The following is a 13,175-nucleotide window of genomic DNA, read 5'->3' as shown; positions in this document are numbered from 1 at the left end:
ACCCCTGGGTGGATGAACCATACGAAGGGCTCACCACGTCCCGCAGGACAACGTAGGGAAGTTAGTGGGGGTCGGGCTGGCACAGCGCTCCACTTGGCCATTCGGAGACACGGTCGTCTCGGCCGGCCCCACGGCTGGGTCAGCCCGGCTTGACCGCCAGCGTCGCAAAATAGTTCGACATGTATTGAGCGGATGCGTTGGATTGGTGCGGCCCTTCCGCGAAGCCGGTGAGGACGAACCCCGCAGCGAGTTGCCCGCCGATCTGGTCGGTGAGGGTGTGACTGTATTCAAGAGGGACATACGCGCCGAACTTCGTGGCGCGTTCCTCGGCGGAGTACTGCGTGACATCGCTGTAGGGCAGCTTGTGCACGACGATCAGCTCGCCGCGCTCGTCGAGCGCCTCGTGGTCGAACAAGTACACATCAGGGTTGAGGAAGCCCACGAGCAGAGTTCCGCCCGATCGCAGGACGCGGAAGCACTCACGCCACACCGGTGCCAAGTCTGGTACGAATAGGTTAGAGACCGGATGGAATACGACGTCGAATGTTGCGTCGCCGAAGGCGCTGAGGTCGCGTATGTCGCCTAGTACTCCAGCTGTTGATCGCGGTCTTGTGAGTGGCTGGCCTGGCGCAAGACGCCGTGGCGTTAACTGTTCTCGCAGGCCCTGGCTTTGAACTCCGCTACGGGGACGGTGATTGCGGAGAACTCTTCCGTACCTGTGCGCGGTTCACCGACGTGAGCAGTCGCGAGGAGGTCGGCGAGGAGTCTCCCACGAGGCGGCCCCGCTCACGGCCCACGCGCGGGCGAAATCGTCCGTTGCCTCAAGCGCTATGCGGCCCGGGAGGTCTTCCACCTGGTCAGACAGTTACAGTCAGGACCCCGCTCATAGGGGCGTCTGTGACAGGACAGGCGATGCAGAACCCCGGCTGGCGCGCGTCAGCCGGGGGGTCTCTGGGGGAGGCGGCGGTGGGCGCGTTCGCGGTGGTGCGCTCCGTTCGGCTGCAAGCCCTCGCGCGGGCGGAACAGGGAGCGACGGACGCTGGCGGGTGACGGGCCCGCCTGGTCAGCGGTGACTTGAGCGGATCATGGGGGGTGTTGATCCGTTGGGGGGCGAGTACCGGGGCACCACGGTTCTGACGGCCGCGCCGGGCGGGATCAGGCGGCAGTGTGGTGAGTGAGGATGTCCCTGATGTCGATGAGCCACTGGCGCAGTGGAACTCCCTTTGGAGGCGCGATGCGCAGACCGAGTACACGGGCGGCTTCCGTCAGGTCGTCGTCGTTCGGGTTGGCTGCGATGAACGCGTCGATGTCCGTGGCCGCGGCTCGGTGGTCCTCCGGGGACTCCAGGGCCAGGTAGTCGTCGACGGCCTCAGCGTGCGACTGGTACTCGGCGGAGAAGTCCTGGTGAAAGTAGGACCCCAGAAGGTGGGCGAGCGCGGGGAACCGCTCACGCCACTCCCAGGCAGTCTGCGGGCGGTGGGTGGAACCGTCGGCCGGCGGCTTCGCGAGGAAGTGGCTGAGGTGATGGCGGATGACCCGCAGGCAGTCCTCGACGCTCACGCCTGACGGCGGTTCGATGTGCGGAAGGAGGTCGACGTCGTCGGCTACCTCGTCGCTGAACAGGCCGACGGCGAGCAGATCGTCGAGCTCGCGTACTGCGGCTGCCGCACGCTGGGGTTTGGCCGCGACGACACGCAGGTAGGAGGTGAGCGCTGCGCCGGGTGCTTCCATCGTGTCGTCGAATGTGTTGCCGCTCCATTCGTACGCCTGTAGGAGGTCGTGCAGTTCCGTGAAGCGGTCGTGGATGGGCGCCATGGGCTGTGGACCTGTCTGGTTGCGGTCTTACGAGGTGGCTTCGGGGTAGGAGGTCAGGACGCGGTAGCCCAGAGGGACGGTCGGGTCCTTCTTGAGGACGACTTTCGCCCCCGTCACCCATTCTGGGGGCAGTCCGTTCTTGAAGTGGGTGCGAGACAAGCTCATTCCGGTGGGCTCTCCCAGCTCGGCCGAAAAGTCCTTCTTCCCCGCCGGCTTCCCGTTGTTCAACCAGTCCTCGATCTGCTTCTGCCGCTTGAGGACTACCGCCTGGGTGTGCTTCTGGGCCGAGGCGTGGTCGATGTACCGGGAGGCGGCGTCCAGTTCAGGGTCCCCGCGCAGGCGGGCCCGGAGGTCCCGGGTGGTGACCTCGACGTGACGGGCGCCGGTATGCGCGCCGTTCTTGCCTTCGTCCGCTGCGAGGTCCGTCGTGTACTTCGGCTTCTGCGCCCCCTTGCGTTTGCTGCGTGGCCAGGCGTTGGGTTCGCCGTCGCCCTTCATGAGCAGGCCGAGGTCGTCGGCACTTGCCGTCAGTCCGCCGGGCAGCGCGACCTGGGGTTCGAGCCCGGCGACGCGGACGCCACCCAGCAGTTCTGTCCATCCGCCGGCGCCCCGCACGGCCCTCACGGTGGCGCCCCCGCCACCGAAAGCGCCACCGGTGAGGGCTCCGTAGAGCGCGGCCTGGCGTACCTCGTCGAGGCTGAGGCCCTTGCTCTCGCCCAGAGCGATGGACATCGGCTGGGTGAGGGCCAGGTCGACGGTGACAGACTCGATGCCCGCGAAGGCGGCGGTGGCGAGGGTCGTACCGGCGATGGTGGCGATCTCGGTGGAGACGGTGACGCTGAGGGTCGCGGCGAGTTCCACGATGGTGGCCGTGGCCGCCGTCGCGGCGGCCTCGGAGATGCCGAAGGTGAAGACGGCCAGTGCCGTGCCGGCGATGATCGTCGCGCCGACGATCTCCAGCTCGTGCTCCAGGCGCTTGACGGCGGCATGGACGACGTCGGCGTACTTGTCGAGCGCTTTGGCCATGTCACGGGCGCCGTCGATCATGTCCTGGAGCCAGCCGTGGCCGTCGTAGTAGTAGCGTCGCCAGTACGGGTCGTCGAAGGCGGAGATCGCCTCGCCCTTGTTGTGCTCGATGATGCCGCGGGCGGACTTGTTCGCCGCGGCCGTCACCTCTTCGATGTCGTCGGCGAAGTCTCGCCACGCCTTGGCCGCGTCGCGCAGCCCACCCTCGTCGGCATCCGGCCACCACATACCGGTGACGTCCTGGATGATCTCCTTGGCCTTGTCGGCGGCACCGCTCACTGCTGGGTGCCGTTTCCGTCGTGCGGGGTGGCCTTGATCTTGCTGAACATCGAGCGGACGAGTTCCTCGTTGTCGATGTGGCCGTCCGCCATGTCCGTCAACGCGTCGTGGATGCTGGCCAGGCCCTGGGCGAGGATGTCGGAGGCGTTCTCGATCTTCTTCACGTTCGGGCCGTACGCCTCGTGGAAGGCGCGGCCCTGATCGTCGTCGCCCCACGGCGAACCGGCCGCCGACAGTGCCAGTTTGAGCTTGGTCAGGGCCTTGGCGAGATCGGTGCTGTGCGTGTGGAAGTGCGGAGCCGTCTTCTTCAGATCGGCGATCTTGATGTCGAGTATCTCGCCGTCGCCGCCACTGCCCTTGTCGCCCATGGTGTTGCGCCCGTCCCCTCCGTTGCCTCACCAGCCCAAAGACCCTAAGTGGCGGGCAGGCTTCGCAGCTGAGAGCGGCGTCAAGCGGCAGTAAAGTTCCGTTCAAGATTCCGCAGGGCAGGGCAGGGCAGGGCGGAGGGTGGGGCCGAGGGAGCAAATAGGCTCCGCCGGTGACGAGCCCCGTTCCCCTGAACCCGCACCCGAGCACCCACCCGGATGCCTCAGCCTTCCGTGATCCGGTGGCGGTGGCCGCGTCGTTGGCGTGGCAGGGGCCCGCTGTTCGTGCGCGTACGCGGGCGAACACTCGGCACCACGCGATGCTGCTACGGATGAGAATTCAGCGGCACGCGTCAGGGCGGCCCGGGCCGAACGTGATCACCGGTGCCTACCGGGCCTCGTGGGACGCGAAGATGACGGTCGCGGGTGGGCGGGTGACCGCTGTGGTGTTCACGGAGGCGCCGCAGGCGCGCCGACTGGAGTACGGGTTCGTCGGCGTCGACCGGAGCGGGCGGCAGTACCGGCAGCCGCCGTTTCCGCACATTGAGCCTGCGTACCGCGAGACTGAGCTTGAGATAAAACCTCTGGGCTCGCCCAAGAAGGCATTCGAGTCCCCCACATGGGCAAATGCCGGACAAGGCGACGGCTACGTCGTCATCCTCGGGTTGCGAGAGGGCGTTAAGTCCTGTTGCTGGTGATGTGGTGTCGCCTGTTTGTGGGTTATGGGACAGTTCCACGCTCGCGTCATGTCGTGTGCATGATGGAGTCGCGGACATGAACGGATGCCGTACGCAACCGACTTGTCCGACGAGCAGTGGGCGTTGATCGAGCCGCTGGTCACCGCGTGGAAGCAGGAGCGGGTGGCGCGGTCGGTGACCGGGGACCCGGGCTCCCGCGACCTGCGCGAGGTCGTGAACGCGCTGCTCTACCAGAACCGGACGGGCTGTCAGTGGCGGCTCCTGCCACACGACCTCCCGGCCTGGTCGGCGGTGTTCTACTACTTCACCTGTGGCGCCAGGACGGCCTTGATAAGCGGATCCAGGAGATCCTGCGCTGCCAGGTGCGGGAGCGGTCCAGACGATTAGAGGACCCGTCCCTGGTGATCATCGACACCCAGTCCGTCCGCGTGGCGGCCGGGGTGCCGAAGGCGACGACGGGACTGGACGCGAACGCGAAGACGCCCGGCAGGAAGCGGGGACTCGCCGTCAACGTGCTGGGCCTGATTTTGAACGTGCCGCTTGTCTGCGTGCGCTGTTGTGGTCGGTTGGGATCAGGTTCCGGGGTGTTGCGTGAGGGGGATTGAGCATCTTCTGCGGCCCCTGAGCGCGGCAGAGATGGCAGCGGGAGGATGGGCGGGTGCTGTCCCGGGCCCGGGGCCTGACTCATGATATTTCTGACCGAAGTGTCCCGCTGCCACAGTGTCGGCCGTTGGCCGGGGATGGTGCGTTGTCGGTACCGGACTGGCGGGGCGTGTCCCGATAGGGGCCTGCCGATCGCTGTGGCGTCCTCACGATTCTGACCGCCCGACGCGGCCCGGTACCGGCAACGCGACACGTCATCGGACCGGGAAGGGAATCGGGTATGGCGAGTTCGACCATGTCCACTACGTTGCCTGCTCCGAAGCCCCGCCGTCGCCGCCCTGCGGGGGAGGTGGTGCTGGGAGTGGATACGCACCGGGATGCCCATGTGGCTTCGGTGCTCTCCTTGACGGGGGCGGTGCTGGCCACTGACGAGTTCCCGGCCACCGCGGCCGGCTACCGCGCTCTGCTGAAGTGGGCCAGAAGGTCGGGAGCCGTGAGGCGGGCCGGGGTGGAGGGGACCGGCTCCTGCGGGGCGTCCCTGACGCGCTACCTGCTGGCCCAGGGCGTGGACGTGTTTGACGTGAACTGGATGGACCGGGCAGATCGCCGTCGGCGCGGCAAGTCGGATCCGCTCGATGCCCAGAATGCGGCGCGAGCCGTGCTGAGCGGGCGGGCCTGTGCTCGGGCCAAATCGGGCGACGGGCCGGTGCAGATCGCCAGGATGTACAAGCTCACGAAGGCGTCGGCCGTGAAAGCCCGCACCCAGACCATCAACCCGCTCAAGGCCGTGATCGTCACCGCCGATCCCGCCTTGCGGGAAGAGCTGGCCGGCCTGGGCAATGCCGAACTCTTCCGTACCTGTGCGCGGTTCACCGACGCGAGCAGTCACGAGGGGGCAGGCGAGGAGTCGGTGCTGCAGGCCACCCGGATCACGCTGGGCCTGCTGGCATCCCGGATCGGACAGCTCTCCGAGGAGATCCGCGAGGTGGACGCTCGGCTGGCCCGGCTCGTGGAATGTCATGCCCCGCAGCTGCTCGATGTGGTGGGGGTTGGCCCGGACACGGCTGTCGCTCTGCTGATCACGGTGGGGGACAACCCGGAACGGCTGGACAGCGAGGCGTCCTTCGCTGCCTTGTGCGGGGTGAGCCCCGTCGAGCGTTCCTCGGGACGTCGGCAGGTCCGTCGCCTCAACCGCGGCGGCGACCGTCAGGCCAATGCCGCGCTCCATCGCATCGTGTTCACCCGCCTGCGGGTCGACCCGCGCACCCAGGACTATTACGAGCGTCGGATCAAGGAGGGCAAGACCCGGCGCGAAATCGTCCGTTGCCTCAAGCGCTATGCGGCCCGGGAGGTCTTCCACCTGGTCAAACAGCTACAGCCAGGCCCCCGCTCGTAGGGGCTGTGATTTGAGGAGCCCCGATCTGATGGTGCTGGCGGGGACTCCGTGTTCGGCGGACGGGCAAGTGAAGGCCCGGCGCGACATCATTCCCGCATCGCGCCCACGTCGAGGCTCAGGTGCAGCAGCTGTCCTGCGGCGCCTTGGCCCGACGTTGAGGACGTCATCGCACTCCGGTCGCCGACAACAGGGTCGGGTCGTAGCAGTCGCAGGACAGGACGGTCGCCGCAGCACCTGCCTTGGCTGGCACCTCGAGCAGCACCGTCATGCTGCTGATCGACGTGGCTTCGCGCCACTCCGGTCCGCCTCCGAGCATGATCTGGGTGTCCGAGTCCTTTTCGAACACCACTGTTCCGCTCGCACCGACTCCGGCCACCCGGTGCGTCTGCTGCAGGGTGCACGCCACCAGCGAACTACCCGAGTCCAGGCGCAGCACCGGCAGCGCGGTGCCCGCCGGCCGGTACGACAGGCTGCGCTCGAGTTCGGGGTCCGCCCATCCATTGAAGAACTTCACGAGATCGCTGGTCATGGGACCGCGGGCGAAGCGCCGATCCGCGAGTTTTCCCTGCGGAGGATCGAACGTGAGGTAGTCCGCGAAGGCGCCACGCACGGAGCGCTCCGCTGATCCGGTCGGAGACAGCTGCACGGTGTCGTCCGGATTGCGGCGCAGGGCGGGAAGTTGTTTGGGCTTCATCCGCACGATGGTGCGGCCCTTTTCGGTCGACGTCGGACCCGGCGCGGGATCGGTGGCGGAGGGCTTCTTGAGTGGTTCGGTGAGCGCCCAGATGGAGGCGGTGGCCTTCCACGGTCCGCCGGGCTGAGTCTGTGCGAAGTAGAACAGCTGTGACGAGCGGTCCTTCTCCTGACCCTTCCATTTGCTCAGTACGGCGAAGAAGCGCGGGAAGCCGGCGTCGGCTTTCTCCGACGGGATCAGGAACTTGGGACGGACCAGGTGGGCGACTTCGTCCTTCGTTCCTGCCTTGCGATGCACTTAGTACGCGGCCAGCGATTCCTTGAGCAGCACGCCGGTTTGTACCTGCCCTTGGGCCGCGTCGTCCATCGCCGTATCGGCACGGGCGTTGGTGCGGTCGTAGGCGGCGAAGACCTCTTTCGCCTCAGCCCTGTCTATGACAGGTCGGGATATGGCAGACGGGGCCGGACGTCCGTCACTCCTGTCCGAGGAGGCGCCTGTGCAGCTCGTCACCAGCATCAGCAGGGCAGCCGCCGCAACAGGGGGCGTCGATCCTCTGGCAGTCACAACTTTCCCTCCAGCTCCAACAGCACCACCAGTCTAGGAAGTTGATCTGCGGGGTGCGCCCGGAACCGGATGGAAAGATCAGCCCGATGCCTCCGCTTGGCCGGAACCGTGCTGTCTCCACCTGGGGGAGATCGCCCCGACGTCGGCCGCTGGCGAGGAGGTGCACCGCCCTGTGCGGTTCCCGGAGCACCAGCCCCGTGCCAACAGGCCGCGACAAGATCACCAACGACATCCGGAACGTGTGCCAGAACCCACTCGTCGTCTATAGAGCCAGCCTGGTGTCGCAGCGCTGTTGGCCGACCGGGGCCCTGGTGCGCGGGTGGCGGCCGGGCAGGTTAGTTTGCTCGGATGAGTCTTCTTGATGATGTGGCCGAGCGCGACGGCTGGCGATGCTGGGTGTGTGACGAAGCGGTCGACCCCGACGAGTCAGTGAACGACCCGCGGGGCCCCAGCGTCGACAGCCGGACCGCCGACCGGAAGGCCAAGGTCGCCGAGCGGCTCGCGCACCGCGGGTGCAATAGCCGCAAGGGTGCGGTCAAGGTGGTCATCGCCTGGCCGGAGCGCCTGTACGTAGTCGAACCCGCGCCGCTGATCGCCGTTGGCGACAGGCTGGAGCGCAAGGGGGGCCGCGAGACGGTGGGCCGTTGTCCGACTAGGAAGGATGCCCAAGAGGCGGCGGATTGGCTGGTGGACCGGTTCTCTCGACTGCTACCGGGGCTGCCGGTGACCGCCGACATCGAGGCGGGCGGCGGCCAGTTCCTCGTCATCCTGGCCACCGGCCGCCGCTGATCGGGGATCACCCCTCAGCCAAAGACGGCCGACGCCGGGGCGCAGTAGCCGGAGAAGGCGAACGGGCCTGCGATGCCCCGCTAACAGCAGTAGCGCAGCAGTGCGGGCCGTCGCCCTCGCCGGGTGGCGGCTCGCACTGCTGTGTTCACTCCTCGGAGGGATCGGGGCTCCAGACGGCTGGCCCGCCGCCGCGCCACTCGATGAGCAGCGGGTCGTCCAGGCGGACGTTTTCCGGGTCCAGTCCTGCCCGCCGCAGGAACTCCAGGAGGTCGCGGGGGCCCAGGGCGCGGCCGAGGATGGGGTGCCGGCCTCGGGCTGTGTTCGCCGGCCAGGGGCGAGGGACTGGCGGGCGGTGTCTACGGCCCGTCCGGGACGCCGAGCGGCACGGTGAACCGCGGCTGCCAGCCTTCCTCCGTCGGCACCACCAGCTGGACCGCCGTCGCACGGGTGTGCAGCGGCAGCAGGCTGCCGATCGCAGCGCGGACATGGGCGGCAGCTGTCGGGTTGTCCGCACCCATAGCGACCGTGACATGGGCGGCGGGCTGCGCCCCGAAGCGGCCCTTGTACGGGCGCAACCCGGGCCACTGGGTGCGGAACGCATCGACGATCGTTTGGAGTCCCGGAACGGTGACGGCGACGAAGCCGGACTCCGTCACGACCTCCTCCAAGAGCAGATCAGCTGCCGGGAAACTTGCAGCCAGGGAACGCACGCCCTTCTCGTCCTGATCTGTCAGCGCCGATTCCGGCACGAACGGGTAGAGGAGCGAGACGTGCGCCGGCACCCCACGACGCACCAGAGCCGGGTCGATACGCCACGCCGCATCGAGGAGCGGGGCGGCATCGGGCAAGACAATGACGACGGCAGTGGTCCCTGGCTCTGGCACGCCGTCATCATCGCAGGCCAGTCCGCTACTGCGCGCGTTGCACTGGGAGGTGGGTGAGGGCAACGAGTTGGGCGTGGTCGAGGCGGTCGCGGCCGACGTGTTGGTTGGTGATCCACGCCCCGTATGGTGCCCGCTTCCGTCCGGGACGTGCTCGATGCAGGCTCGTCCGGCGATGCCGCCCTCGCGTGTGGCTCCGGGTTTGGGTTCTGACTCACTTTCCGGATGTCGTTGGTGATCTTGTCGCGGGCCTGTTGGCACGGAGGTGTTGTACCCCCGGGGCTGCCGGATTTGCAGCTAACGGACGTGCTCTCGGCCGCCCCCGGCCAACAGCCCGGCTCAACCGCCCGTCACGCGACCAGCGGCTATTCGCACGCACCGTGGTTCCACCTGAAGATCACCAACAGCATCAATCCCGTGAATGATCTTGAGGTCGGCTGCTTTGCATCGAGACTCGTTGCGAGGAGGCCAGGTCTGCGGCGAGAAGCCTGACCGTCATCGAACTGCGCCAAGATCGTTCACGGAATCGTGGCCTGAACCAAAATCGCCGTCGTTCACAGGTCTTCCACCTGGTCAGATAGTTACAGCCAGGACCCCGCTCATAGGGGCTGTCGTGACAGATGAAAGGGTCAGGCGGGTGAGTGAGACACCGATGAACACCCTGCAATACCGCTTCGACGGGCCAGAAGACGCCCCTGTCCTGATCCTCGGTCCCTCACTGGGTACCACCTGGCACATGTGGGACCGGCAGATACCGGAGCTGTCCAAGAGCTGGCGGATCTTCCGGTTCGACCTGCCGGGCCACGGCGGCGCCCCCGCCTACCCGGCGGGTTCCGTCACCGAACTGGCGGGGCGGCTGCTCGCCACCCTCGACGGGCTCGGCGTGCAGCGCTTCGGTTACGCGGGCTGCGCGTTCAGCGGGGCCATCGGTATCGAGCTGGCGCTGCGCCACCCGGAGCGGATCGCCTCGCTCGCCGTGATCGCCGCCTCGCCCCGCTTCGGATCGGCCGACGAGTTCCGCCAGCGCGGGGTGATCGTGCGCAGCAACGGTCTTGACCCGATCGCGCGATCCTCGCCCGAGCGCTGGTTCACGACCGGCTTCGCCGCCGCGCAGCCCGCGATCACCGAGTGGGCCGTGCAGATGGTGCGCACCACCGACCCCGGCTGCTACATCGCCGCCTGCGAGGCGCTCGCCGCGTTCGACGTACGCGCCGAACTGGGCCGCGTCGGCGTCCCCACCCTCGTCCTCGTCGGCTCCGACGACCAGGTCACCGGACCCGCCGAGGCCCGCACGCTGGTCGCCGGGATACCGGACGCCCGCCTCGCCGTCGTACCCGGCGCCTCGCACCTGGTTCCCGTGGAGCAGCCGGCCGCGGTCACCGACCTGCTGATACGACACTTCTCCACCGCCTGGCAGCCCGCCTACGACTCGACCACAGGCCAGATGGCCATCCCGGCGGCCCCGGTCAAGCCGGTGCTCACGGCACCCCCGCCGGTCGGACCCGTCGCCGAGATCGCCCCACCCGTCGTCCAGCCCGCGGTTCTGGGCAGGCCCGACCCCTACGACGCCGGGATCAAGGTGCGCCGCGAGGTGCTGGGCGACGCGCATGTGGACCGGGCGCTGGCCTCGGCGGACGAGTTCTCCGGGGACTTCCAGGAGTTCATCACGCGCTACGCGTGGGGCGAGATCTGGGACCGGCCGGGCCTCGACCGGCGTTCGCGCAGCTGTGTCACGCTCACCGCGCTGGTCGCGGGCGGTCACCTCGACGAGCTGGCCTTCCATACCCGCGCCGCCCTCCGCAACGGCCTCACCCCGGTCGAGATCAAGGAGGTGCTCCTCCAGGCGGCCGTCTACTGCGGTGTCCCGGCCGCCAACAGCGCCTTCAAGGTGGCGCAGCAGGTCATCCGGGAGGAGACCACCCCCCAGGAGTGATCTTGAGCCTGGTAGTGGGAGCACCTGTTTCAGCAGCCCTCCGTGGCATCCGGAGGGGGAGGATGGACCCATGAAGCTCACGAAGAAGTCGCATGCCTGCATCCGTCTCGAGAAGGACGGGCGGGTGCTCGTCATCGACCCGGGGACCTTCACCGAGGAGGACGCGGCCGTCGGCGCGGAAGCGATCCTGGTCACGCACGAGCACCTCGACCACTTCAACGAGGACCGGCTGCGGGCCGGTCTGGAGTCCAACCCGGCGGCCGAGATCTGGACCCTGAAGTCGGTCGCGGAGAAGATCTCCGCGGCCTTCCCGGGCCGTGTGCACACCGTCGGTCACGGCGACACGTTCACCGCCGCGGGCTTCGACGTCCAGGTGCACGGCGAACTGCACGCCGTGATCCACCCGGACATCCCGCGCATCACGAACGTCGGCTATCTCATCGACGGCGGACGCGTCTTCCACCCGGGCGACGCCCTCACCGTCCCCGAGCAGCCGGTCGAGACGCTGATGCTCCCGGTCATGGCCCCGTGGAACAAGATCGCCGAGGTCATCGACTACGTCCGCGAGGTGAAGCCGCAGCGCGCGTACGACATCCACGACGCGCTCCTGACGGACCTCGCGCGCCCGATCTACGACCACCAGATCGGCTCCCTGGGCGGCTCCGAGCACCTGCGGCTCGCGCCGGGGGCGTCGGCGGACGTCTGAGCACACCCGAGAGCGGGGGCGCCGGGCGGGCGCGGCGGCCCGTTGTCGTACCCGCCCGGTAGGTTGTGAGGCATGCGCATCGCGACCTGGAACGTGAACTCGATCACCGCTCGCCTCCCGAGGCTGCTGGCCTGGCTGGAGAGCAGCGGCACGGACGTGCTGTGCCTCCAGGAGGCCAAGGTCGCCGCCGAGCAGTTCCCCGTCGACGAGCTGCGCGAGCTGGGCTACGAGGCGGCGGTCCACGCGACCGGGCGGTGGAACGGAGTGGCGGTGCTCTCCCGCGTCGGCCTGGAGGACGTGGTCAAGGGGCTGCCCGGTGACCCCGGTTACGAGGGCGTGGAGGAGCCCCGGGCCGTCTCCGCGACCTGCGGCCCGGTCCGCGTCTGGTCGGTGTACGTGCCGAACGGACGCGAGGTGGACCACCCCCACTACGCCTACAAGATCCAGTGGTTCGAGGCCCTCAAGGCCGCGGTCGCGGGCGACGCGGCGGGCAGCCGTCCCTTCGCCGTGCTGGGCGACTACAACGTGGCGCCGACGGACGACGACGTCTGGGACATCTCCCTCTTCGAGGGGGCCACCCACGTCACCCCGGCCGAGCGGGCGGCCCTCGCCGCGCTGCGCGAGTCGGGCCTGTCGGACGTGGTCCCGCGGCCCCTGAAGTACGACCACCCGTTCACGTACTGGGACTACCGTCAGCTGGGCTTCCCCAAGAACCGCGGCATGCGCATCGACCTGGTCTACGGCAACGAGCCGTTCGCCAAGGCGGTCACCGACTCCTATGTGGACCGCGAGGAGCGCAAGGGCAAGGGCGCGTCGGACCACGCGCCGGTCGTGGTGGACCTCGACGTGTGAAGGCCCCCGGGGCGCGCCTGTGGTGCGACCCGGAGTGCGAATGTCACGCTGGGCGTATGAACATCCCTTTCCTGGGCACCTGGCGCAAGAAGCACGGTCCCGCCTTCGGCGTCGCGGTGTTCTCCGACGGTGATCACGACTCCGAGGGCGTCGCCGAACTCCTCTCCGAGTGCGAGCTGCTGCGCTCGCAGGCCCATCAGGCGGGCGTCGAACTCGACGACTCCGTCGCCTCGTTGGAAGCGCTGGACCAGCTGCTGCCGCGCTGGCGCGACGACGAGGAGAGCCTGCCATGGCTCGGCAACGACGCGGGGCTCTATCTCGGCTCGGTCATCGTGCGCACGGTGCCCGGCGCCCGCTGGGAGGTCTGGCCCAACGGCCACCCGGCGGTGCGGCTGGCCTCCGGCCGGGAGATCGATGTCGTCGCCTCCGGCCACACCTGGGCGTCCAGCGGTGCCCCCGAACTCTCCCAGCTGTACGCGGAGGTGTCGGAGGGATAGCCCGTCCCGCCGTGACGCCGTAAACCAGAAACTTCATAAATACGGCTAATGCCCGAAAAGTGCGTGTCGCGTATGGG

General features: G+C 68.3%; 13 protein-coding genes and 2 pseudogenes. 8 read left to right on the top strand and 7 right to left on the bottom strand.

What is annotated here, in order from left to right; genetic code table 11:
* Positions 1-139: 139 nt before the first annotated feature.
* The 5 genes and pseudogenes from AQJ27_RS05965 to AQJ27_RS05950 all read right to left on the bottom strand — a co-directional run bounded on the left by AQJ27_RS05965 (position 140) and on the right by AQJ27_RS05950 (position 3,488).
* The gene (locus AQJ27_RS05965; protein WP_235613367.1) at positions 140-442 is read right to left on the bottom strand and encodes a hypothetical protein; all 303 of its coding nucleotides are present in this window, start codon (positions 440-442) and stop codon (positions 140-142) included.
* Between the two features lie 12 nt (positions 443-454).
* A pseudogene (locus AQJ27_RS60125) lies at positions 455-577 on the bottom strand (methyltransferase domain-containing protein); the annotation flags it as partial.
* Positions 578-1,155: 578 nt separating this feature from the next.
* Positions 1,156-1,815, bottom strand: a complete 660-nt coding sequence (locus tag AQJ27_RS05960) for a contact-dependent growth inhibition system immunity protein (RefSeq protein ID WP_067362492.1) — start codon at positions 1,813-1,815, stop codon at positions 1,156-1,158.
* A gap of 27 nt (positions 1,816-1,842) precedes the next feature.
* Positions 1,843-3,120 (bottom strand): RNase A-like domain-containing protein, encoded by a 1,278-nt coding sequence (locus AQJ27_RS56305; RefSeq protein WP_067362489.1) that lies wholly within the window; start codon positions 3,118-3,120, stop codon positions 1,843-1,845.
* Positions 3,117-3,488 (bottom strand): WXG100 family type VII secretion target, encoded by a 372-nt coding sequence (locus tag AQJ27_RS05950; RefSeq protein WP_067362486.1) that lies wholly within the window; start codon positions 3,486-3,488, stop codon positions 3,117-3,119. The genes AQJ27_RS56305 and AQJ27_RS05950 overlap by 4 nt, the downstream gene beginning before the upstream one ends.
* A gap of 329 nt (positions 3,489-3,817) precedes the next feature.
* Here AQJ27_RS05950 and AQJ27_RS05945 point away from each other — a divergent pair, with 329 nt between their 5' ends.
* The 3 genes and pseudogenes from AQJ27_RS05945 (at position 3,818) to AQJ27_RS05935 (ending at position 6,182) form a co-directional block, all read left to right on the top strand.
* A complete protein-coding gene (locus tag AQJ27_RS05945) occupies positions 3,818-4,183 on the top strand; it encodes an HK97 gp10 family phage protein (RefSeq protein WP_159064330.1) in 366 nt (121 codons plus the stop codon).
* Between the two features lie 84 nt (positions 4,184-4,267).
* Positions 4,268-4,719 (top strand): annotated as a pseudogene (locus AQJ27_RS05940) (transposase); the annotation flags it as partial.
* A 362-nt stretch (positions 4,720-5,081) separates the two neighbouring features.
* Positions 5,082-6,182, top strand: a complete 1,101-nt coding sequence (locus AQJ27_RS05935) for an IS110 family RNA-guided transposase (RefSeq protein ID WP_067362909.1) — start codon at positions 5,082-5,084, stop codon at positions 6,180-6,182.
* A gap of 163 nt (positions 6,183-6,345) precedes the next feature.
* Here AQJ27_RS05935 and AQJ27_RS05930 read toward each other — a convergent pair whose 3' ends face one another.
* Positions 6,346-7,173, bottom strand: a complete 828-nt coding sequence (locus tag AQJ27_RS05930) for a hypothetical protein (RefSeq protein ID WP_067362480.1) — start codon at positions 7,171-7,173, stop codon at positions 6,346-6,348.
* Between the two features lie 615 nt (positions 7,174-7,788).
* Here AQJ27_RS05930 and AQJ27_RS05920 point away from each other — a divergent pair.
* Positions 7,789-8,229 carry a hypothetical protein gene (locus tag AQJ27_RS05920; protein ID WP_067362471.1) on the top strand — a complete coding sequence of 147 codons (441 nt, stop codon included), beginning with the start codon at positions 7,789-7,791 and terminating at the stop codon, positions 8,227-8,229.
* A 356-nt stretch (positions 8,230-8,585) separates the two neighbouring features.
* Here the strand turns inward: AQJ27_RS05920 and AQJ27_RS05915 are convergent, their stop codons facing one another.
* Complete coding sequence (locus AQJ27_RS05915) at positions 8,586-9,113, bottom strand: 2'-5' RNA ligase family protein (RefSeq protein ID WP_067362468.1); 528 nt, start codon at positions 9,111-9,113, stop codon at positions 8,586-8,588.
* Between the two features lie 634 nt (positions 9,114-9,747).
* On the opposite strand from AQJ27_RS05915, the gene pcaDC reads away from it, so the two are divergent.
* The 4 genes from pcaDC (at position 9,748) to AQJ27_RS05895 (ending at position 13,098) form a co-directional block, all read left to right on the top strand.
* The gene (gene pcaDC, locus AQJ27_RS05910; RefSeq protein ID WP_067362465.1) at positions 9,748-11,043 is read left to right on the top strand and encodes a bifunctional 3-oxoadipate enol-lactonase/4-carboxymuconolactone decarboxylase PcaDC; all 1,296 of its coding nucleotides are present in this window, start codon (positions 9,748-9,750) and stop codon (positions 11,041-11,043) included.
* Between the two features lie 70 nt (positions 11,044-11,113).
* A complete protein-coding gene (locus AQJ27_RS05905) occupies positions 11,114-11,749 on the top strand; it encodes an MBL fold metallo-hydrolase (protein ID WP_067362462.1) in 636 nt (211 codons plus the stop codon).
* 72 nt (positions 11,750-11,821) lie between these two features.
* Positions 11,822-12,601 carry an exodeoxyribonuclease III gene (locus tag AQJ27_RS05900; RefSeq protein WP_054230385.1) on the top strand — a complete coding sequence of 260 codons (780 nt, stop codon included), beginning with the start codon at positions 11,822-11,824 and terminating at the stop codon, positions 12,599-12,601.
* A 56-nt stretch (positions 12,602-12,657) separates the two neighbouring features.
* Positions 12,658-13,098, top strand: coding sequence for a DUF6278 family protein (locus tag AQJ27_RS05895; protein WP_067362458.1), 441 nt, complete (start codon positions 12,658-12,660; stop codon positions 13,096-13,098).
* The last annotated feature ends 77 nt before the right edge of the window (positions 13,099-13,175 follow it).

It is taken from the genome of Streptomyces olivochromogenes (assembly GCF_001514115.1).
Taxonomy (GTDB): Bacteria; Actinomycetota; Actinomycetes; order Streptomycetales; family Streptomycetaceae; genus Streptomyces; species Streptomyces olivochromogenes.
The sequence above is the reverse complement of the archived record's forward strand: the minus strand, read 5'-3'. Positions and strand labels throughout refer to the sequence as shown.

Bases quoted from the DNA above. Each gene is read 5' to 3' on its own strand.
- AQJ27_RS05895 (WP_067362458.1), top strand. From the start codon at position 12,658: ATGAACATCCCTTTCCTGGGCACCTGGCGCAAGAAGCACGGTCCCGCC.
- AQJ27_RS05905 (WP_067362462.1), top strand. From the start codon at position 11,114: ATGAAGCTCACGAAGAAGTCGCATGCCTGCATCCGTCTCGAGAAGGAC.
- AQJ27_RS05935 (WP_067362909.1), top strand. From the start codon at position 5,082: ATGTCCACTACGTTGCCTGCTCCGAAGCCCCGCCGTCGCCGCCCTGCG.
- AQJ27_RS05950 (WP_067362486.1), bottom strand. From the start codon at position 3,488: ATGGGCGACAAGGGCAGTGGCGGCGACGGCGAGATACTCGACATCAAG.
- AQJ27_RS05900 (WP_054230385.1), top strand. From the start codon at position 11,822: ATGCGCATCGCGACCTGGAACGTGAACTCGATCACCGCTCGCCTCCCG.
- AQJ27_RS05945 (WP_159064330.1), top strand. From the start codon at position 3,818: ATGAGAATTCAGCGGCACGCGTCAGGGCGGCCCGGGCCGAACGTGATC.
- AQJ27_RS05960 (WP_067362492.1), bottom strand. From the start codon at position 1,815: ATGGCGCCCATCCACGACCGCTTCACGGAACTGCACGACCTCCTACAG.
- AQJ27_RS05920 (WP_067362471.1), top strand. From the start codon at position 7,789: ATGAGTCTTCTTGATGATGTGGCCGAGCGCGACGGCTGGCGATGCTGG.